The 18,833-nt window shown below is 63.0% G+C and carries 21 protein-coding genes and 1 tRNA gene; 7 read left to right on the top strand and 15 right to left on the bottom strand.

What is annotated here, in order from left to right; translation table 11 throughout:
* The first annotated feature begins 10 nt into the window (after positions 1-10).
* On the top strand, positions 11-973 hold the full coding sequence (locus ACIGGF_RS04065; protein ID WP_094650931.1) for a cytochrome c oxidase assembly protein: 963 nt from the start codon (positions 11-13) through the stop codon (positions 971-973).
* A gap of 116 nt (positions 974-1,089) precedes the next feature.
* Positions 1,090-1,347, top strand: a complete 258-nt coding sequence (locus tag ACIGGF_RS04060) for a DUF4229 domain-containing protein (protein WP_052057734.1) — start codon at positions 1,090-1,092, stop codon at positions 1,345-1,347.
* 206 nt (positions 1,348-1,553) lie between these two features.
* Here the strand turns inward: ACIGGF_RS04060 and ACIGGF_RS04055 are convergent, their stop codons facing one another.
* The 8 genes from ACIGGF_RS04055 to ACIGGF_RS04020 all read right to left on the bottom strand — a co-directional run bounded on the left by ACIGGF_RS04055 (position 1,554) and on the right by ACIGGF_RS04020 (position 7,703).
* Positions 1,554-1,889: a hypothetical protein gene (locus ACIGGF_RS04055; protein ID WP_094650933.1), complete on the bottom strand. Its 336-nt coding sequence runs from the start codon at positions 1,887-1,889 to the stop codon at positions 1,554-1,556.
* 329 nt (positions 1,890-2,218) lie between these two features.
* Complete coding sequence (locus ACIGGF_RS04050) at positions 2,219-2,752, bottom strand: DnaB-like helicase N-terminal domain-containing protein (protein ID WP_037107051.1); 534 nt, start codon at positions 2,750-2,752, stop codon at positions 2,219-2,221.
* Positions 2,753-2,861: 109 nt separating this feature from the next.
* Positions 2,862-3,167, bottom strand: coding sequence for a hypothetical protein (locus tag ACIGGF_RS04045; RefSeq protein WP_094650935.1), 306 nt, complete (start codon positions 3,165-3,167; stop codon positions 2,862-2,864).
* A 175-nt stretch (positions 3,168-3,342) separates the two neighbouring features.
* Positions 3,343-3,909 carry a hypothetical protein gene (locus tag ACIGGF_RS04040; RefSeq protein ID WP_094650936.1) on the bottom strand — a complete coding sequence of 189 codons (567 nt, stop codon included), beginning with the start codon at positions 3,907-3,909 and terminating at the stop codon, positions 3,343-3,345.
* Between the two features lie 439 nt (positions 3,910-4,348).
* Positions 4,349-5,224 (bottom strand): DUF2637 domain-containing protein, encoded by an 876-nt coding sequence (locus ACIGGF_RS04035; protein ID WP_094650937.1) that lies wholly within the window; start codon positions 5,222-5,224, stop codon positions 4,349-4,351.
* The gene (locus ACIGGF_RS04030; RefSeq protein WP_094650938.1) at positions 5,221-5,571 is read right to left on the bottom strand and encodes a hypothetical protein; all 351 of its coding nucleotides are present in this window, start codon (positions 5,569-5,571) and stop codon (positions 5,221-5,223) included. The genes ACIGGF_RS04035 and ACIGGF_RS04030 overlap by 4 nt, the downstream gene beginning before the upstream one ends.
* On the bottom strand, positions 5,571-6,359 hold the full coding sequence (locus tag ACIGGF_RS04025; protein ID WP_094650939.1) for a ParA family protein: 789 nt from the start codon (positions 6,357-6,359) through the stop codon (positions 5,571-5,573). Before ACIGGF_RS04025 ends, ACIGGF_RS04030 begins: the two co-directional genes overlap by 1 nt.
* Before the next feature lie 1,131 nt (positions 6,360-7,490).
* Positions 7,491-7,703: an AlpA family transcriptional regulator gene (locus ACIGGF_RS04020; protein WP_230074464.1), complete on the bottom strand. Its 213-nt coding sequence runs from the start codon at positions 7,701-7,703 to the stop codon at positions 7,491-7,493.
* Positions 7,704-7,827: 124 nt separating this feature from the next.
* Between ACIGGF_RS04020 and ACIGGF_RS04015 the strand changes: the two genes are divergently transcribed.
* The gene (locus tag ACIGGF_RS04015; RefSeq protein ID WP_094650940.1) at positions 7,828-8,460 is read left to right on the top strand and encodes a helix-turn-helix transcriptional regulator; all 633 of its coding nucleotides are present in this window, start codon (positions 7,828-7,830) and stop codon (positions 8,458-8,460) included.
* Entirely contained in the window at positions 8,453-9,667 is a 1,215-nt protein-coding gene (locus tag ACIGGF_RS04010; RefSeq protein ID WP_094650941.1) for a tyrosine-type recombinase/integrase, read from the top strand. The genes ACIGGF_RS04015 and ACIGGF_RS04010 overlap by 8 nt, the downstream gene beginning before the upstream one ends.
* 164 nt (positions 9,668-9,831) lie before the next feature.
* Here the strand turns inward: ACIGGF_RS04010 and ACIGGF_RS04005 are convergent.
* Positions 9,832-9,906 (bottom strand) — tRNA-Thr (locus tag ACIGGF_RS04005).
* Between the two features lie 92 nt (positions 9,907-9,998).
* Here ACIGGF_RS04005 and ACIGGF_RS04000 point away from each other — a divergent pair.
* Positions 9,999-11,462: a threonine/serine exporter ThrE family protein gene (locus ACIGGF_RS04000; RefSeq protein WP_397520142.1), complete on the top strand. Its 1,464-nt coding sequence runs from the start codon at positions 9,999-10,001 to the stop codon at positions 11,460-11,462.
* Between the two features lie 8 nt (positions 11,463-11,470).
* Here the strand turns inward: ACIGGF_RS04000 and ACIGGF_RS03995 are convergent, their stop codons facing one another.
* Positions 11,471-11,731: an MbtH family protein gene (locus tag ACIGGF_RS03995; RefSeq protein WP_008710007.1), complete on the bottom strand. Its 261-nt coding sequence runs from the start codon at positions 11,729-11,731 to the stop codon at positions 11,471-11,473.
* Between the two features lie 156 nt (positions 11,732-11,887).
* Complete coding sequence (locus ACIGGF_RS03990) at positions 11,888-12,697, bottom strand: alpha/beta fold hydrolase (RefSeq protein WP_397520141.1); 810 nt, start codon at positions 12,695-12,697, stop codon at positions 11,888-11,890.
* A gap of 92 nt (positions 12,698-12,789) precedes the next feature.
* On the opposite strand from ACIGGF_RS03990, the gene ACIGGF_RS03985 reads away from it, so the two are divergent.
* Positions 12,790-13,317, top strand: coding sequence for a general stress protein CsbD (locus ACIGGF_RS03985; RefSeq protein WP_397520140.1), 528 nt, complete (start codon positions 12,790-12,792; stop codon positions 13,315-13,317).
* A gap of 30 nt (positions 13,318-13,347) precedes the next feature.
* Positions 13,348-14,001: a hypothetical protein gene (locus tag ACIGGF_RS03980; RefSeq protein WP_397520139.1), complete on the top strand. Its 654-nt coding sequence runs from the start codon at positions 13,348-13,350 to the stop codon at positions 13,999-14,001.
* Positions 14,002-14,113: 112 nt separating this feature from the next.
* Here the strand turns inward: ACIGGF_RS03980 and ACIGGF_RS03975 are convergent, their stop codons facing one another.
* The 4 genes from ACIGGF_RS03975 to ACIGGF_RS03960 form a co-directional block, all read right to left on the bottom strand.
* Positions 14,114-14,602 (bottom strand): FBP domain-containing protein, encoded by a 489-nt coding sequence (locus tag ACIGGF_RS03975; RefSeq protein WP_397520160.1) that lies wholly within the window; start codon positions 14,600-14,602, stop codon positions 14,114-14,116.
* A gap of 2 nt (positions 14,603-14,604) precedes the next feature.
* Positions 14,605-15,171, bottom strand: coding sequence for a TetR/AcrR family transcriptional regulator (locus ACIGGF_RS03970; RefSeq protein ID WP_397520138.1), 567 nt, complete (start codon positions 15,169-15,171; stop codon positions 14,605-14,607).
* Positions 15,172-15,237: 66 nt separating this feature from the next.
* Positions 15,238-16,986, bottom strand: coding sequence for an ABC transporter ATP-binding protein (locus ACIGGF_RS03965; protein WP_397520137.1), 1,749 nt, complete (start codon positions 16,984-16,986; stop codon positions 15,238-15,240).
* Positions 16,983-18,731 carry an ABC transporter ATP-binding protein gene (locus ACIGGF_RS03960; RefSeq protein WP_397520136.1) on the bottom strand — a complete coding sequence of 583 codons (1,749 nt, stop codon included), beginning with the start codon at positions 18,729-18,731 and terminating at the stop codon, positions 16,983-16,985. The genes ACIGGF_RS03965 and ACIGGF_RS03960 overlap by 4 nt, the downstream gene beginning before the upstream one ends.
* Between the last annotated feature and the right edge of the window lie 102 nt (positions 18,732-18,833).

Here is an 18,833-nt window from a genome sequence, read left to right as displayed (position 1 = left end):
CAGGGTGCCGATGATCATCGCTGCCGTTGCTCCCCCGGAAGGGCCGCCGACGCTGGCAGCGTTGTTGAGCTGGGATCTTCCTCCCCTACCGATCCTGCCGATCGCCGGTGTCGTCATGGCCGGGCTGTACTGCTGGGGGCTCTACCGGGTCCGCGGTCGAGGTATCGCATGGTCGCGGTGGCGGAGTGCGAGTTTTCTGCTCGGTTGCGCGGCGCTGGTCCTGGTGACCGGACTGCAGATCGAACGCTACGGCTACAGCCTGTTCAGCGTCTTCATGTTCCAGCATCTGACGTTGTCGATGACCATCCCACCGTTGTTGGTGGTGGGTTCGCCCGGACGACTTCTCCTGCGAGCCACCGCGCATCACGGAGCCGGTAGGTGGGTACTGATCGCGGCGCTGACGGGGTTGCGTAGCCGCGCCGGACGCATCGCTCTCCATCCCGGGCTGACGATCCCGTTGTTCCTTTTCAGCTATTACGGGCTGTATCTGTCGTCGATCTTCGATGTTCTCGCCATCACAGTCATCGGGCACGTATCGATGGAGATCTTCTTCTTCGCCAGCGGGCTGCTGTTCATCATCCCTGTGCTCGCCGTCGGCCCCCTCCCCGTTCGGCAGAGCAATCTGGGCCGGTTGTTCGACCTGTTCGTCGAGATGCCGCTGCACGTGTTCTTCGGTGTCATCTTGATGATGTCGAGCACCCCAATGCTGGCGACCTTCGCCTTCCCACCCCCGGAATGGGGCATCGATCCGGTATCCGATCAGAAGCTCGCCGGAGCGTTGGCGTGGTCCTACGGCGAACCGGTCGCCCTACTGGTCGTGCTCATCTTCTGCATTCAATGGAACCGGGACGAAAAAGAGGAATCGGCCGTCGCGGATCGCCAAGCCGAAGAGGACGGATACAGCGAACTGAACGCTTACAACGACTTCCTCAAACAGATCGGCACCGAAACCCGGTCCCGCACCGGACGATGACGCCAGACACTCTTACCGGCCTGAATGGAAAGCACGATGAGCCACGACGCACGACAGGACAGCAGATGCCACTGATCCGCACACCCTCAACTGCTCGAGGACGGCTTGCCCTACATGTGCTGGCTTACAACGTCGTGCGCCTGCTCCTCGTGTGCGTGGCCGCAGGAGTGCTTTTGGCCGTCGACGCGCTGACCAGTCTCGACATCCCCTTCGTGTTGGTTCTTCTCATCGCACTCGCAGCAAGCCTGCCGCTGTCGGCACTGACCCTCAGGAAACTTCGCCGAACCATCAACGAAGACATCGATGCAGTGGATCGGAAGCGCACCACGAGACGAGGACCAGCGACACGACCACCCCGTACCAAGAGACCGTGAAGCCGCGTGCGAACTTTCGACACAAACCCGGTCGTCGTTCGGTGCGATGTTCGCTGACTCATTCACAATGGGAAGTCGCTTCTGCGGGGTGACCCTCTTGGGATCGTCGCGCGCTGAAAACTATTGGTCGCACTCCGGCATTTCTGCATCTACGAACTCGAGAAGTTCTTCGCTTTCGATCTGTACCAGTCGACCTATACCGTGAATTAGACCAGCAGGTCATACGCCCACTCGTACACCCAGCGAGGTAACGCAGGTGCGTCGAACGGTGCGGCGGCGAAATTCGATTCGACGCGAACTACGCAGTCGGGGATCGCGTCGACGGTGCGGGAGCCGAAGGATCGAGCAGCGACGATCCACTGTCCGCGGTGATGCACTCGGATCGCGGTCGACACGGTGCACCGCCCATCAGAGTATCCGGCGGTGAGCTGGTGGAATTCCCACTCGACGTGCTGGTTCTGTCCGAAGAAGTGTGTCAGCGTCTCGGCGAAGGATGGCCCGTAGAGGGTCCCTCGGTCGGTGTCGATGCGGATGAAATTCATGGCTTCGGCCTCTTCGAGTCATAGCGGCAATGCGAGGTGTGCGTGGAAAGTTGCTCAGAACAGGGGAATTTGGCTGCGCGCCGCGAGACTGTCGCGGAACTCTTGGAACTTGCTTAGAAGGTCTGAGGCGACTGCCTCGGTGTAACAGATGGACCGCGCAACTTCGTTCAGTGTGTTGCCGGCGGCCAGGGCTTCATCTATCTCATGCCCGGCAGCGAGGTTTTCAACTTCGTCCGTATCTCGATGTGCGACGTCTGCGGCGGCCAACCGGACAGAAGCGAGGGCAGCTCGACGCCGCTCACGGCCCGGCTCTGTCTCTTCCCGCGCCGTCACAGTGTGCTACCGCTGCGGAAGGCGTTCAGGCGGTTTGTCGCTTCACGTTGCGCCCTTCCGATTTCGACGAGCTGGTCGAAGAGGAATTCTTCCGGCGCTTCCTCGGCGATCTGCTGAATTCTGATCCCTGCCTCGAAGAAGCTGCGTCGGTAACTTTCCGACAGGACCATGCCGGCGTAGTCGGTTGCCGATGCTCCGCATGCGTTCGCTGCGGTGACGTCGGTCAGTGTTCGACGCAGCCGTGCACCGCGGTGTCCACTGGCACCTGACCGGACAAGAACGCCCAGAACACTCGCGGGGTCGTGTGGGAGGTTGTCGATGATCAGCCCCTGCACGATGCCATACAGCTCGCGATAAACGGGATCGTGGAAATCGTTGGCCTGCAATGACGCTGCAATGCGGGCGGCCTCGTCGGTGTCCTGCAACCACATCAGTGCGCAGATGACCAGTGCTTCCGATGCCGTCTCCGGATGGTCCGTCAGATCAGCGTGATCGTCGTCGGTGGGTTCGACTGCTCTCAACGGGGTCATCTGTTCGCCTCGTTTCTCTTTGCGGGTCTGTTGCGGGAGAACTGGATTCGGTACTCCGGTGGCGCTGTGCTTGGTTATGCCGCGTTGGTCGTCATTGCGGAGGTGTGGGTCAGATGTAGAGAAGGTTCGGTGGTGCGGTGCCGTCGAACTGCTCGAGGCTGTCGAGGACGGCGTTGTAGTTCTCGGGCCTGCAGCTTCCGAGTCCGATGATGAGGGCACAGGTTCCGTCGAGTGTGACGAGGTAGGACGGCGGCGTTCCGTTGTCGGACGATGCGTGCTCGCGTGCGTCGAGGAGGGCGACACGGACGGCATCGGCGGCGGCGCGTTTCGCACCTTGGAGATTGGGTTCTGCTCCGGTTGCGGTAAGAATTTCGGGGTTGTCCTCGGGGTGTGTGGTGACGGTCCAGGTGATCATCGTTTGGTTCCTCGTCGCTCGTGCCGGCCAGCTGCTTCTAATCGAGCGTCACACGAGGTCCGTAACAAAGCGTTCGCTGCGGAGGCGGTCAGGCGAGGGTGTGGATAACTGTGGTGTCGAGTCAGCCTGTGGATAAACGACGTTCGGCCCCGGGGTTGGGGCCGAACGTGTGGTACTAGACGTCGTCGAAGACATCGAGGAGTTTGGCGGGGTCGCGACGGTAGCGGCTGCCGTCGAGAAATACTCCGACGGCAGCACGGTGAACGCGTCGGAGTTCGGCCATCAGGGTGTCGTACCCGATGCGGTCGGTGATGCGCCACGTGACAGGTCCCATGTGCAGGTCTACCCAGTGGATGGTGCGACGTTGTTCGGAGCTGTAGCGGTGGTGCGGCACTGCTGTGTGTTCGGGGCTGTCGAGCCACAAGACGGAGATCGCAGCGGCCCCGAATTCTGCGCCTGGTTGGGCGGGGTGGGGGGCTTGTCCATCGGCTCCGGCAAGTGCGGCCCGGACGGTGGCAAATCCGGTGATGACTGCGGATACTGTTTCGGCGCTGCGGAAGGTCATCATGACGTGACCTAGTGCGACGATCATCTGCGCTTCGTCGGTTGCTGCGGAGGTGGCGGTGATAGTGGCCTGTTGGGGTCCTGTGACCAGGACGGTTGTGTGGGTGACAATTCCGGTGGTTCGGGCGTTGTGTGCGGCGGTGGTCCGTCGTCCTGTGCTGGAAGTACTCTGCGGCATGTCGGGCTCTCTTTCTGTTGCGGGACCGGCTCCCCCGGCCCTTTCGCTCTGCCAATTTCTTTTGCCGTCATCTGGCTCGAAGAAGAGAAGGCGGCGCACTGGACCGGCGTCCTGGCCCTGATCCGGAAAGTTTTCAGCCGCAGGCGCTTTGAAAAGTTTTCGGAGCCCATCGGGCCGGAGCAAGGCGGAGTCAGGATTAGGTAAGACGGGTCAGGGTGTTGCATGCTCGACCGGAGCCAGATGTGCGAAGGAAATTGTTCTTTCGCAGTGCGAAGCGCAGCGGAGCTCTATCCGGAGACCGCCGGAGGTGGTCCCGGGGCAGCACACGTTTCGACGCAGACTGAGCCACCCGAGGCGACCACCTCCCAGCCATCGACAGCCTGGGGCGATTGCGCGGGAGCGACGGAGAGCAACAAAGCTCGATATCGCGGCAGCCCTTCTATTCTGCGGACATGCGGTCACGCTCGCTGGCTGGCGTGTCATCGAATTCGGCTTGCCCATCCGGGTGGCCCTCGCGGATCCCCGCGGTGACTTCTTCCCACTTCCGATATCGGCGCATCGCGGTCGATGCAACGGAGCCGTCCGTTTCTTTACCGATTCGTGCCCACGACCATTCGCGGTGTGCGTGTCGGAGCCGCGCTGTTTCCGCAACTTCCGGTGTGAGGTCGTCTACTTGCAGTCGAGGCGAGTCCGCCGTGTCGACGTGTTCTCCCCACGTGCCGTCTTCGCCCTCTGAGTGATCCCGGCTTGGGCTGGGGCCTTCGTGGCTGAAGTCGGTGTCTGTCCAGTCCCGCTCCGCTGTGGCAGCACTTGGAGCGAATTCCACTCTGACGGCTCCGCGAGGCGCACGAAGTATGACGGCCAGCACTTCGGTCATCGCAAGGAGCGCAATAGGTGCGATGGTGGCAATACCCGCCGAGACGACGGCCGGAAGCAAGGTCGCACTCAACACTGCGTGGTACGGGTTACCCGCAATCGACGCCGATGCGGCAACACGCAAGATCGTGACGACGAAGCGACGGCCCTTGATCGTGCGGTTGTCCGTGTGGTTGGACAGCGCTATGGCTGTCACGGTTGTCGAGACGATCGCCCCGTCCAACACGACTGGAATCACCCACGCTTCGCCGGGACCTATCCCAGCCCTCACCGCGAGATCCCGCAACACAGCGAAACTGAGCCAGAAGGACGCCCCGGCGATGCCAACTGTCAACGCAATGGCTGTTGCCAGGGCCCACTGCAAAATCGCTGGATGCAGCGCAACGACATCCGACGGCTTCGTTGTCAACGGGATTGCCGCTGAATGTGATCGGCTCATCGGATTCTCGGTCCTCGTGCGAGAGGGCCGGTTCGTTGCGGGAAGGGCGCACCGTCGTTGAATCTGTGGCGCAACAACTCCAAATACTCTTCGATCGCCGCATTGACGAGATCCGACGGGCCCCGCGGCGCGCCGGGTGTTGCGGACAGTGCTTCGGCTGCGTTGAGAAGATCGTCGACGGTGGACTGGTAGAGGTAGTACGAACGCTTCTGTTTTGCGTTGTCCGGTGACGGTTGCGCACCGGTCTCGGCCGCCGAAACGGTGTCGGGTGCGTGCTGCGTGTGCTCCGGCGGGTCGACCGGGCTCGACCCGGCGAGTGCGCTCTTCATACGTTCGGGGCGGCCCATCACAGGTGTCCCCTCGTGAGCAGCGAAAGTGTGTCGCGGTAGATCGTCGACAGGCTGCGAGATTGTGTTGTCCCCCAGTCGATCAGGCTGGTTTGGGCCTCCATCGAGTCCTTGATGACAACACGTTTGGGTACGGCATCGCCGAGAACGTTGATGCTCGCGGCGATCTCGATCAGTTGTTCTCGACCGCTGATTGTCGCGATCTCGTGAAGGTTGACGATCGCCCCGAGCATGTCGAGGTCCGGGTTGTAGCTGCGCTTGACTGCGTCGATGGTGCGCAGTAGCCGCGCGAGTCCATTCGCTGAGAACAGCGCGGACTGAGTCACGACGACGGCGGCGCGCGCTGCCACAAGGGCGTTGATGGTCAGCAGATCGAGGCTAGGTGGGCAGTCGATCAGGACCACGTCGTAGACGCCTCGCACGACGTCGATTGCGTCGCGAAGCCGCCGCTCTCGGCCGGCACCGGCGACGACCAATTGATCGCGGACATAGGCCAGGGACTCGTTTCCCGGCGACGTGGGTACCAGGTCTACGCCAGGCCAGATGGTGGGGACAACAGCATCGGCGATGGTCGCGTTCGACGACTCGGCGAGTACGTCGGCAACACCGACATCGTCGCTCTCGAGCTCGGTCCTGGTCAGGACTGTGCTGGCGTTGCCTTGCGGATCCACGTCGATAACGAGTGCTCGCTTCCCCGCTTGGGCAACGGCGTAGGCGAGGTGAAAGACGGTGGTGGTCTTACCCACGCCGCCCTTCTGGTTGCAGAACGCAAAGATGTCAGCGGGCATGGTGGGTCTCACTTTCCATGGATGAATGGGACGAACTGGCGGTATTGCGGGTATGGGACGTCATGCACGCCTTGGAACCGAGGGATGAGTCGCACCCTGTAAAAGGGTCGGGTGAATTACAGGTGAGGGGCGCGATGCGTGAGTCGCGTGCCATAGGCGAAAGACGCGCCATAGTGGCATGAGAAGCATTTACCAACAACACATCCCGAGCTTGACTCTCTACCTTTGCAGGCATTGGAGGTATGGCCACTGCGGGATGTATGACGCCCGTCGCCAGCGAGTCATCTGAGGCACTCTTTGCGGGTAATTCAGGTACGTCAGTTTTGCGGAACGCCGCCGCACCGCTAGCGGGAGCGGCCTGCACCGGCGAACTGCCGCGCTCGAGCTGAAGCAGCCAAATATGTTGCTCTGCTTGGATCTTCACGGAATCGACGTTCACAACGGATATGAGTAAGCGAGCGGCGTGGACTGAAAGATCGAGGCCTGCATGACGGTTCGTCATGCAGGATAACTTGGTCATGTCAGCATTGCAGATGGGTCGAGAACTCAATTGGTACCTCCATAGTGGTGACGTATGAAAGACAAGGGACTTCGTTCGTTCCCTCCGGACCCCCCATGGCCCCTGAGCCAATTTCCGCACCCACGTTGTCCGCTCCACGCCCGATAGCCCCGCGCCTCAGTGGGCGCGCGGCTAATCGGTATCGCCACCGGTTCGATGATCAGTCGAGCTGGTGGTGCCTCGGGGCCGGTCTCCGAGGATTTACAAAGGGTGCACAGGCCGGCGGCAGGCTGGTGTTACGTCGGGCTCTGCCAGAAAACGACGCTGCTGCGGCACATCAGGCCTTGCTAGGAAGTCCCGTAGCCAAGGCTTGTGCGGCACGAGCAGAAGAACTCGACCGCGCTGTCGCGGGTCAAAACATGCGTCATCGCCCGCTCGGCCCCTGACCTAAATCGAGGGCGGAGAACGGTGACTCGGCGAAATGTCTTGAATGACTTATCAAGACGCTCTATGATCGGTGGCGAAGCTCCTTCCTCACGGGTTGTGGTTTCGACGCCCTCGGCCTCGGTGCTGGTAACACTGAGATTTTCCGGGGGCGTTTCAGTTTCCTGAGGGACAGTTGGCTCTCGGCCTCACGCGACGCCTGAGCTGGCGTCGGATTGCGCCTCGAGACCTTCGATGTACTCATCGATGGCCGTATCCGGGATCAGCCGGCGCTTGCCGACCTTCACGCTCCGGATTTCTCCGGACGCGATCTTGTTGAAGAAGTTGGAACGTCCAAGTCCCGTGCAAGCCATAGCCTCCGGGACAGACAACAACCGTCTGGGCATCTTCAGCACCTCCACTGAATTGTGTAGTAGAGCCACATTCTGCAGGACATTTCTGGTCAGTCCACGTGGTTCCACCACAGAGTACCAAGTACGTAGCCATCCCACAACGGGGAGACATTCTCCGCTAGACTGCGTAACCATGACGCAGTCGTGGGCGGAATCGATCGTTGCCCGGGTCGCCTCGGAAGTGCGCCGACTTCGAGGTAAAGACCACTCCGCTCTGTCCGCAGCAAAGCTTGCCGACAGGACGGTTGACTTCGGGTGGGGGATCTCGCGATCTGTAGTCGCGGACTTGGAGACCGGACGAAAGAAGAGCTTGGACGTCTCGGAACTCTTGATTTTGGCTGCGGCACTGGGAGTCTCACCAGCACAACTGGTCTATCCGGACCTCCCCAAGGGAAGAGTCGAAGTACTCCCAGGGCTCCAGCAGGAGTCTCACGATGCCCTCCGCTGGTTCAGCGGGGAGGCTGGGCTGATGCGGCCGAGCTCCGAGTGGACCGAGGAGGAATCCGACGCTCCTTTCGAAATGTGGGTACGTGACACCTTCGACCCGAAGAACGATCGCGTTGGGATCACTCGTGAATGGCTTGATGCGTTGAAGGCGATGCGGCGTGCTCGGGTGCAGCTCCGAAGCGGCCTTTCCAAGAATGAATCAGCTGAGCACATCGAGTCGATGCAATATCTGTACGAGGATGCTCGACGGCGTTCGGAAGAGCTCTTTAGACGGATGACCGAACTGGGCATGAACACGCAGGACGAAGAGGATGGCTAGGCAGCAACTGCCGCCACAGATCAAGAAGATCTACGTCACCAATCGGTCTACAGGCAGTACCGAGTTGCGGTATCAAATGACCGTCGACGCTGGTGGTGCCGACGCCACCGGCACCCGGGCGTCGAAGCGAACGCAGTTGCGTCGTCGATTTCTTACGGAGAAGGACGCTCGCGCAGCCCTATCCAAGGTGCTCGAGGAAGTCTCGAAGGGGACATTCGTTCCCTCCTCGACCACCACGGTCGAGGAGGCTTGCGCTGAGTGGCTTGCCGGACGACGCGTACGAGAGTCCACTAAAGCCGCGTACACCCATGCCATTCAACCGCTGCGCGATACTTACGGCGCGCTAGCGGTGCAGAAGTTGACCAAAGGTCACTTGGACGCTCTGGTGAACGATCTGTTGGCCGGCCGCTCGGTCAAGCCCGATGGCCAACTGCGACGTCCGTGGAAGGCCACTTCGATCAATCCGATGCTCAACCTTGTAAGCGCAGTCCTCACCGGGCTGATGCGAGAAGGGCGATTGGTACGAGACGTTGCCGCGCTCGTCGACCGCGCGCCCCGTGTGCACGTCGAGATGCAGACATTCACGGAGGACGAAGTGCAACGCCTCCTGGAAGCATCGACGTGCGATCGGAACGGCCACGCTTGGCTGCTTGCTCTGAGCGGCCTCCGACGCGGTGAGCTGTGCGGGCTTCGATGGAACGATGTCGATCTTCACGCCGGCAGCCTGACAATCAACAACACGCGAGTCTCGGTCAATGGACGTGTCGTAGAGGGCCCTCCGAAGACAGAAAAGTCCAAGCGCACGCTTCCCCTCACACCAGCCCTAAAATCCGCACTCGAAACTGCACACCGCTTGCAGGGTGTGGAACGAAAGAGCTCGACCTACGTCGGCCCTGGCACCTACGTCGTGTCCGACGCTGTTGGGCGACCTTTCCATCCCGATACGGTCAGCGACTATTGGCGCAGGCTATGCACCAACAGCAAGGTGTCCGACATCCGCCTCCACGACGCCCGCCACACGTGTGGGACTCTGCTGCACCTTCAGGGTGTGCCGATTGCCGTCATCTCGGCATGGCTTGGGCACTCGGACAACGCATTCACAATGCGCACCTACGTCCATTCCCAGAACCATGCGCTACTGGGCGCAGCCGACACTTTGCAGTCACTCGTCCAGCGTCGCGACGAGCCATCCGACGATGCGCGTTGACCGGCGTTTGTCCGCAACCGTCCACATAGGAGCAGGCGGTCTCACCAGGCGCTGTTCCGGCGAGTTCTGCGGCACTTGTGACATTCTGTGACACTGAGCTCGCCTAATCGGCAATGAATCTCATTACTAGTAGCTCAAAAAGCCAGTTCAGAACCCTTTTTCAGTGGAGCCTCCTAACGGGATTGAACCGTTGACCGCTCGCTTACAAGGCGAGTGCTCTACCGCTGAGCTAAGGAGGCAGTGAAGCGACGCAATCATATCCGTTCATCGGACGCTCAGTGTCAACAGGTACCTTGTCGGTGGATCACCCCAGCTACGTGTAAAGACGGTCATGACTTTCCTGCAAGACCTGACGGCTTCGTTGAGCCGTCTCACCGGTGAGCGTCGGGCCACCATCGATACGCCGACCGCAGCACCGTCACCTCTACGCCCGATCGACCTGACCGACGATGCGTCGGTCGCAGAGGTTCTGGACCTCGCAGTTCGCGTCGGCGAGGTGTTGCTGGCCTCCGGCACTTCGGCGGTGGATACGGCGACGCAGGTGCAATTCATCGCCGCGAGCTACGGCCTCGCGCGGTGCGACGTCGACGTCACGTACAACTCGATCACCCTCAGTGCCCACCGTGGCCCGACGCGTCCTCCGGCATCGACGATGCGCATCGTGCATTACCGCTCGATGGACTTCACGCGTCTGGCCGAGGTGGATCGTCTGATCCGCGCTGTGCGCGTCAAGATGATGCCGCCGAGTGCAGCGCTGGATCGGCTCGAGGAGATCACCAAGGCTCCACATCCCTACAACCGCTGGATTGCGACGTTCGCGTGGTCCGGCATGGCAGCGGCCGTCGGCGTCCTGCTCGGGGGTGGCCTCTTGGTGGCCGTGGTGAGCTTTCTGACGACGATGGTGATCGATCGAATCGGTCGGATCCTGAACCGAGCCGGTCTGCCGTTCTTCTTCCAACAGGTCGTCGGCGGGTTCATCGCGGCCACCCCCGCGATCACGCTCTACAACTTCCAGGACCAACTCAACATCAGCATCTCTCCGTCGATGGTCATCGCGGCCGGTGTCGTTGTGTTGCTGTCGGGCCTGTCTCTCGTCGGTACGTTTCAAGATGCGATCACCGGGGCCCCGATCACGGCGTCGGCCAGGTTCTTCGAAGTGTTGATGATGACAGCAGGAATCATCGCCGGTGTCGCGACTTCACTGCGATTGGCCGCCCTCATCGGCAGCGACCTTCCGCAGATCAGCAACCTGGCACCACCGGACATCCTGGAAGTACCGACGAAGGTGCTGGCGGGTGCGGCGGCGTCGTTGTTCTACGCACTGGCCACCTACGCCGAGCAGCGTGCGTTGCCGGCCGCGTTCATCGGCGGCTTCGCGGGCTCACTCGTGTACTTGCTGTCTCAGACATTGACCGTCGGACCGATCATCGCCTCGGCCATCGCGGCGACCGTCGTCGGGCTGGCAGGTGGCCTGTTGGCCCGTCGTGCACTGATTCCGCCGTTGATCGTCGCCGTGGCCGGCATCACGCCGTTGCTGCCCGGTCTGTCGCTGTACCGCGGTCTGTACGCGATCCTCAACGACCAACTGTTGCTCGGAATCAGCTCGCTGTTCGCGGCCCTGGGTGTCAGTTGCGGCCTGGCCGCGGGCGTCACCCTGGGCGAATGGGGTGCCCGCACGCTCCGTCGGCCACGCATCATCGCGCGCACCGAGGAGCTACTGCGTCCGACGCTTCGCCGCATAGAGGCACCGCGCCGACCGACGGTTCGTCGGCGGCGCGGCACGGGTACTTCGTAGAGCGGAGCTCAGGCCTCGGTGCTGGGGGTTCCCTCGGCAGAGGCGCGGGCAGCAGCGTCGGCTTCCATGGCCTCACGCAGGCTGCGCGGGCGCATGTCGGTCCAATTCTTCTCGACGTACTCCAGGCAGGCGGCGCGGGTGTCTTCACCGAAGACGACACGCCATCCCTGTGGGACCTCGGAGAACGTCGGCCACAGCGAATGCTGGTCTTCGTCGTTGACCAGCACGAAGAAGCGTCCGTCTTCGTCATCGAACGGGTTGGTACTCATCTCGCCTCACTCGTCGCGAACGTTTGATTGGTAAGTCTGCACCGTGAGGTGCCACACGACCCTAGCAACGCAGGTCGGGCCGTGGTGCCGTCAGGCCATGAAGAAGGTGCCGTCAGGCCATGAAGAAGGTGCCGTCAGGCCTTGGAGAGGGTGCCGTCAGGCCTTGAAGAAGTCGAGCATTTCCTTGTTGACGGCCTCGGGGCGCTCGAGATATCCGTAGTGCCCGGCGTCCGCGATCTCCACGAACCGGGCGCCCGGAATGGCGTCGGCCAACTCCTTGCCGAGGTAGGCGGGGATCATCCGGTCATCGGCGAATCCGACCGATAGGCATGGCACCGACACGGCAAGGTAGGCGGACGTCCGATCGAAATCGTCCTCCATTCCCAGCTGTGCGCGGACACCTGCCGAGGGCGACGACGCCGAGAACTCGAACAGATCGAGCCAATCGCGAGCACTGCGCCCGTCACGCAACGTCGCGGGCGACAGGTTCATCACTGCCGTCACCGCCGCCGAGTACGTTCCGGGTAGCTCGACCCGCTTGTCGTACAGCGCTCGTTCACCGTGGGCGAGGGTCTTCTGGAACTCGTCGACTCGGGCGTGACCGGCGAGGAACACCGCCTTGCGCACCAGATCGGGCCGAGCCAGTGCCAACTCCTGCGCGACGCGTGAGCCCATGGACGTACCGACCACGAACGCCTTCTCGTCGCCGTCACGAACGAGTTCGATGAGACCGGCCGTATCGGCGACCATGGCTTCGATGGTGATGCCGTGAGCACTCTCCGACGACGGCGCGATACCTCGATTGTCGAAGGTGCACACCCGGTACCCAGCCGCTGTGAGAGCGGGCACCTGATGCAGCTCCCACACGCGGCCGGGGCTGCCGGTACCCATGACGAGAACTACCAGGTCTCCACTGCCTTTGACCTGGTAATTGATGTCGATGCCGTTGATCTTGGCGATAGGCATAGGTCTCCTCACTGCTCATACGTTCGTCGGCGATCGTATCGTTCGGAACCGCCACGGGGTTACTCGAAGAGCCAGTGGGTACCCGCGATGACATGACTGACGAGAACGTAGCGGGCGATGCACGCAAGGGATTGCTCGACGGAATCAAGGGCAAAGCCAAAGAGGTCGTGGGCGCGGTGACCGGCAACGACTCGTTGACTGCCGAGGGCCAGTTACAGGCCGCCCAGGCCCGTGAACGCAAGGAGGCGCAGGCCACCGAGCGGGTGTCGGAGGCTCAGGCCTCCGAGGCCGGGGAGGACCTGGCCGATGTGCGCACCGCAGCGGAGAGCCGCCGTGACGCGGCCGAGGAGAACGCTGCCGTGACCGAGGCCAACGCGGCCCGCGTGCAGCAGACCCAGGTGGCTGCTGCCGAGCAGGAGAAGCGCGAGACGGTGGCGCAGGAGCGAGCGGCCGCCGAGGTCGACGCCCAAGCCGAGCAGATCGAGGCCAACGAGGATCGACGCATCGAGCAGGCTGCCGCAGACTCCGACGAGATGGTGGCCGCGCAGAAGCACCAGGAAGCACTCCGGCAGGCAGAGGCCGATCGCAAGAAGGCCGAAGAGCTCCGCAATCAGGCCTGATCCACTACCCCATACCAGGAGTTTCGCTACATGAGCGTTTTAGCCATACCACTGACCATCCTCCGTATTCAGTACAAGATCGCTCGCATTCCACTGCAACTGATCGAGACCAACGTCGTCGAGAAGATGAACGCGGAAGCACCCGCGCGTCTGGTCTACGAGCACACCCTCGGTTCGCTGGACCGCGCCGTCGGAAACCTGCTGGGTGACAAAAGCCTTGCCGATCGCGGCGAGACCCTCGTCGACAGCACCGAGAATCGAGCGGAGGCAGCACGCCTCGACGCCGAGGCCCGGGCCACGAAAACTGCAGCGAACGACGAGCTGAAAGCAGCCCGCGAGGCCGCCGAGAAGGATCGCCGTGCAGCCGACGCTGCTGCTCAGGAAGCAGCCCGCGACGCGCGCCAGGAAGCGGAGCAACGCAAGCGCGAGGCCGCGCAGGATGCCGAGCGCGACGCAGCGGCCAAAAAGAAGAAGGCCGACGAGCAAGCCGCAGCCACCGCGAAAGCCGCCGAGGATCGCAAGAAAACTCAGCAGGCTCAGGTCGACAAGCAGGAGAAGTTGGCAGCCGCGCCGTCGGAGGCCGCATTGGCCGAAGCAGCAGAGCGTTCCGAGGAAGCCGACGCCAAGAAGGACGAAGCAGAGCGGATCGAGAAGCTGTTCCTCGCGGAGAAGAACAAGGACTGAATGCTCGATCAGCTCTGTTGACAACCTTTTCCAGCCCCGCACCGTGTTCTCGGTGCGGGGCTGGATTGTTCTCGCGGTTGCTTATGCGATGCGGGTCGCAGCGACACCGGGATCAACCGATGATGCGAGCGAGGAACGCACCGATGTTGTCTTCGACTGCCGCAGTGCGGGTCTCGACATGGAAGTCTTCCTTGAACTGCCGACCCAGTGCCGGGGTCTTCTTCTTTCGTGCGTAGAGCGAGCATGCAAGATCCGAGCAGATGTACGTTCCGACGGTATTGCCGCGCCTGCCCGATTCTCCGGCTTTGGCGGCGACCATCAGCGAAACCCCACCGTTGGCGTGCATGGTGAGACAGATGCTGCACATCTGCGCCGTGCGGGGCCCTCCGGGCTTGTAGCGCAACGCGATTCCCCGCAGACCCTCCTCGGTGGGAACCACGATGTAGCTTCGTCCGGCGAGTTTCGGATCCACCCAACCGAGGAAGTCGAGATCGTCCCACGGCACCGCGTCGAAAGCGTCGGGAAGGGTGATCCGCTTGGCGTCGCCCTTGGACGAGTTGACGAACGACGACCGGATGTCGCGTTCGGAGATCGGTTCCATCGTCATTGCCTCCACTGCTCCAAGAGAGTATCGATTCCGTCGAGAATGCGAACCCAGGACTCCTGCGAATCGGGCGCACTGTGCGCGAACGAGCCCGATGCGTCGAGGCTCGCGTAGCCGTGAAACACACTGCCCAACAGTCGAACAGCGTGAACCTGATCCGCCTCGCTCAGCTGGTACCCGCGGAGAATCGCTTTCATCATCGCCGAGTGACGCACTCCCGCACTCGCACGAGCGGTGTCGTGATCGAGCGGAAACTGCGTCGCGGCGTAGCGACCGGGATGCTCGCGCGAATAGTCGAGATACGCATTCGCCACGGCAACCAACGCGTCCTTGCCCGCTCGGCCTGCGAGAGCGTCCGACACCCGGTCGGCCAACTCGTCCAAGGCCAGCAGTGCGATGCCGACATTCAACTCGTGCGAGTTCCTCAGGTGCGAATACAAACTCGCCACCTTGACGTCGAAGCGCCTGGCGATCTCACTGGCCGTGACGCGATCGAAGCCGACCTCATCGGCCAGGTCGGCTCCCGCGAGCACGATGCGCTGCGCATTCAGTCCGGCGCGTCCCATAGCGGCCTCCTCGATTCGAGAAGACCGTAACCGAAACTAATACCTATAGGCAAATCACTAAAGCCATCAGCGGCCCTGCCACGCCTCCCACAGCTGCGCGTAACGCCCACCGGCCGCGACCAGGTCGTCGTGCGGACCCTGCTCGAGGATCTTGCCGTGCTCGAGAACGACCACCCGGTCGGCCGCAGCAGCCTGCGTCAGGCGATGCGCCACGATCAATGTGCTGCGATTCTTCGTGGCGGCCTCGGCGGCAGCCTCGAGTTCTCGCGCACCGGAACTGCCCGCCTCCGCAGTGGCCTCGTCCAGTACAGCGACGGCTGGGTCGGCGAGAACCAAACGCGCCAGGGCCAATTGTTGCGATTGCGCCGCAGTCAACTGATGCCCACCCTCGCCGACGGCGGTATCGAGTCCATCGTCGAGCGCCTCGACCCACCCCCATGCCCCGACGGTTCGCAACGCCGCTTCGACGTCGGCGCGGTCGGCATCCGGTGCGGCCAACAGCACGTCGTCGATCAGCCTGCCGGCGAACACGTGCACTTCCTGACTGACGATTGCGACGTGTCGCCGCAGTCCCGCGCTGCCCAAGGCGTCCAGCGTTGCGCCGCCGACGCGAACCGTCCCCGACGTCGATGCCATGGAACCGGCCGCTATGGCGGCGATGGTCGATTTCCCGGCACCGGTGGATCCGACGAGTGCAACCGTCTCGCCGGCATCGACACGCAGGTTCACTCCGTGCAGTACTTCGTGACCCTCGTCGTACGAGTGCCGCAGCTCGACGACCTCGAGGGTGGCGTCGGCGGGAACGGAGCCGTCGCCCACCGGTCGCTCGTCGGCGATGTCGATGACGCCGACCAGACGCGCGAGAGACGCTCCTGCGGACTGGATGTCGTCGAACGTGTACATCAAGGTGCCGATCGGATTGAACAGCCGATGGAACAGCAGCGCCGCGGCCGTCGTCTCACCCACGGTGACGTATTCGCCTCGTACCAGCAGGAATCCGGCCAGCAGGATCACCGACAGGCCGACACACTCGGCACGGTTGCTCCGAGATCCGAATCGGGTGAACAGGCGGAACACGTCGACGCCGATATCGCGCGCCTTCGCCGACGAACGATCGATGCCGCTCAGATGGACGGCTTCGAGTCCATACGCCCGCACCGTCTTTGCACCCTGCATGCTGCTGACGAACGACTGCGCACGCTCCCCCATCGCCACGCGTTCTGCCGCATACAGCGGAGCCGACCGCGGCAGATACCACCGCAATGCCAGCACGTACATCGGTAGCGCCACCAGACCGGCGAGGCCGAGACGCCAGTCGATGCCGAGCATCGTGACGATGCTCAGAGACACCAGCAGGAGAGCTCCGACGAGCTGCGGGATCACTTCACCGATCGACTTGGCCATCACCGCCACGTCGTCGCCCACCCGAGAGAGCAAGTCGCCCTTACCCACTCGTTCCAGCGTGGCGACGGGCAGGTGAAGCGCCCGACCGACGACAGCTTCTCGCAACGACGCCAAAATCCCTTCCCCCAGAGTGCTGATGAGATAGCCGCTGAAACCGGTGAAGACTCCGCCGACCAGCGCGGCCACCGAAATCACCACGACCACCTCGACGATCGCCGAAGGTTCTGCGCCGTCGCGGACGCGGTCGACCAACACACCGAGCACGTACACCGGCACCAACGACATACCGGCGGCGACAGCGCCGAGCAGAAGTGTGGCTGCGGTGCGGGCCTTCCGCAGACGCAGCTGTTCCAGCAGCCACCGGCCGGAGCGGGAACCGGTGGCGATGGGAAGTAGTTCCGGGTCCGTCATCGCAGCACCGTCTCCTTGTACTGCGCGTTCGAGGCCGCGAGATCGTGGTGCGTTCCCTCGGCGACGACGCGTCCGCCGTCGACGACGAGCACGCGATGGGTCACCGACAGCAGCGCGGGGCTCGTGGTGATGAGGATGGTTGTCTGCGAGCCCTTTTCGGTGTGCCGTAACTCGGCGATACCGCGGGCGATGGAATGTTCGGTGACGGCGTCCACGGCGGTGGTGGGGTCGTGCAGCACCAGGACCGGCGCGTCGACCGACAGTGCTCGCGCCAACGCGACTCGTTGACGCTGTCCGCCGGACAGGCTGGCTCCGCGGTCGGTGACGGCGTGATCGAGACCGGCTTCGTGCAATTCGACGACGTCGGTGGCCGCGGAGGCTCGGAGGACCGTGTCGAGCTCGGAGTCGGGCCGCTCGCGCCCCGCGGTGACGTTGCTGCGGACGGTTCCGGCGAACAGGTCGGTCAGATGCGGCTCGACGAGGACGGTCTCGCGGGCCCGTCGGAGATCGATCTGCCCCGCCGAAATTCCGCCGATACGAACCGCTCCGGTGTAATCGGCGTCGGAGATCTGGCCGGACAGCAGTGCGGCGATCGCTTCGCCGTCCTGCGGCCGGTAGGCAACCACTCCGAGCAACTCTCCCGGAACCGCCCGGAAGCCGAGGCCGTCGAGCGATCGGAACCGGACGTCGTCGACGGTCAGTTCGGTACCTACCGGCACCGCGGACTCCGATTGCGGGAGAACGTGTTCCGCACCGAGGACGAGGGCGAGCCGGTCGGCCGATCCCCGCACCACGGCCACCACGCCGGGGATCCGCGACAACCCGGTGAGCGGCTCGATGACGAATTGCGACAGTCCGATGACGGTGATCAACTCACCGACCGAAATCCTGCCCTGCAACGCGAACCATCCTGCGGTTCCGGCAATTCCGACGGCGAGCAGCGCGTTGACCGTCGCCGCAAGGCCCTGATAGACGTTGTTGGCGCGAGCCATCCGCAGCGTGGCCGACAGTGCTGTTCGGCTCGACGTCACGAACCGCTGGGTTGCGGCGTCCTCGGCGCCGATTCCGCGCAGAGGCCGCACCCCGCTGACCAGATCGGTGGCCATCCCCGACACACTCGCGATCTCGGTTTGCTGAGCGGTTGCGGCGCGGGTGAGCAGCGGAGCGAGGCGCTGCAGCGCAATAAGGATCACCGGAGTGCCGATGACGACAGCGAGGCCAAGAGGAATGTCGACGATCAGCAGAGCCACTGCCGACGCCACCACTGCCACGGCCGCCGCGAAGACCCGCGCGATGAGATCGAGAATCCAGGACTCCTTCTCGGCGTCGGACGTCGAGACCGTCAGCAACTCTCCCGCCGCCAGATCGGTGCGCAGTCCACGGGGATCGAGGACCCGGCCGGCTACCTCCACGCGCACGTCGTGGGCCTCTCGCTCGATGGCGACGACGATGATGCGGGCACCGAACCGGAACGCATACGACAAGGTGACGAACAGAGCGGCCAGACCGACCAGCGAGATGATCATCGCGGTCACATCACCGGTGTCGATGGCCCGCGAGACGATGAGACCGATGGCCACCGGGACCATCGTTTCGCACAGCTGATGCACTCCGAACAGCAGAGAAGAGACGATCAGTCGCGCGCGGTGGCGTCGTACGGTGCGCCGCAGAATCGCGGAGCCGGTGGCCGGAGGAGGGGCCTCCACCACCGTTCGAGCATGGCGGAGCGGCACAGAATCGGTCATTTGCTGCAGCCTATGGCATCGGGAACTGGCGAGGGGGTGCCCCGTTTACATAGAGTCGGGGCCAGGAACACCACGAAAGTCCAGTAGAAAGTACGGAGAACG

Origin of the sequence: Rhodococcus sp. NPDC078407 (assembly GCF_044542515.1) — a bacterium.
Lineage (GTDB): Bacteria > Actinomycetota > Actinomycetes > Mycobacteriales > Mycobacteriaceae > Rhodococcoides.
Note: the sequence above shows the minus strand (reverse complement) of the source record. Positions and strands in the feature narration are given on the sequence as shown.

Bases quoted from the DNA above. Each gene is read 5' to 3' on its own strand.
- ACIGGF_RS04065 (WP_094650931.1), top strand. From the start codon at position 11: ATGATCATCGCTGCCGTTGCTCCCCCGGAAGGGCCGCCGACGCTGGCA.
- ACIGGF_RS04055 (WP_094650933.1), bottom strand. From the start codon at position 1,889: ATGAATTTCATCCGCATCGACACCGACCGAGGGACCCTCTACGGGCCA.
- ACIGGF_RS04050 (WP_037107051.1), bottom strand. From the start codon at position 2,752: ATGACCCCGTTGAGAGCAGTCGAACCCACCGACGACGATCACGCTGAT.
- ACIGGF_RS04045 (WP_094650935.1), bottom strand. From the start codon at position 3,167: ATGATCACCTGGACCGTCACCACACACCCCGAGGACAACCCCGAAATT.
- ACIGGF_RS04040 (WP_094650936.1), bottom strand. From the start codon at position 3,909: ATGCCGCAGAGTACTTCCAGCACAGGACGACGGACCACCGCCGCACAC.
- ACIGGF_RS04035 (WP_094650937.1), bottom strand. From the start codon at position 5,224: ATGAGCCGATCACATTCAGCGGCAATCCCGTTGACAACGAAGCCGTCG.
- ACIGGF_RS04030 (WP_094650938.1), bottom strand. From the start codon at position 5,571: ATGGGCCGCCCCGAACGTATGAAGAGCGCACTCGCCGGGTCGAGCCCG.
- ACIGGF_RS04025 (WP_094650939.1), bottom strand. From the start codon at position 6,359: ATGCCCGCTGACATCTTTGCGTTCTGCAACCAGAAGGGCGGCGTGGGT.
- ACIGGF_RS04015 (WP_094650940.1), top strand. From the start codon at position 7,828: ATGACGCAGTCGTGGGCGGAATCGATCGTTGCCCGGGTCGCCTCGGAA.
- ACIGGF_RS04010 (WP_094650941.1), top strand. From the start codon at position 8,453: ATGGCTAGGCAGCAACTGCCGCCACAGATCAAGAAGATCTACGTCACC.
- ACIGGF_RS04000 (WP_397520142.1), top strand. From the start codon at position 9,999: ATGACTTTCCTGCAAGACCTGACGGCTTCGTTGAGCCGTCTCACCGGT.
- ACIGGF_RS03995 (WP_008710007.1), bottom strand. From the start codon at position 11,731: ATGAGTACCAACCCGTTCGATGACGAAGACGGACGCTTCTTCGTGCTG.
- ACIGGF_RS03990 (WP_397520141.1), bottom strand. From the start codon at position 12,697: ATGCCTATCGCCAAGATCAACGGCATCGACATCAATTACCAGGTCAAA.
- ACIGGF_RS03985 (WP_397520140.1), top strand. From the start codon at position 12,790: ATGACTGACGAGAACGTAGCGGGCGATGCACGCAAGGGATTGCTCGAC.
- ACIGGF_RS03980 (WP_397520139.1), top strand. From the start codon at position 13,348: ATGAGCGTTTTAGCCATACCACTGACCATCCTCCGTATTCAGTACAAG.
- ACIGGF_RS03975 (WP_397520160.1), bottom strand. From the start codon at position 14,602: ATGGAACCGATCTCCGAACGCGACATCCGGTCGTCGTTCGTCAACTCG.
- ACIGGF_RS03970 (WP_397520138.1), bottom strand. From the start codon at position 15,171: ATGGGACGCGCCGGACTGAATGCGCAGCGCATCGTGCTCGCGGGAGCC.
- ACIGGF_RS03965 (WP_397520137.1), bottom strand. From the start codon at position 16,986: ATGACGGACCCGGAACTACTTCCCATCGCCACCGGTTCCCGCTCCGGC.
- ACIGGF_RS03960 (WP_397520136.1), bottom strand. From the start codon at position 18,731: ATGACCGATTCTGTGCCGCTCCGCCATGCTCGAACGGTGGTGGAGGCC.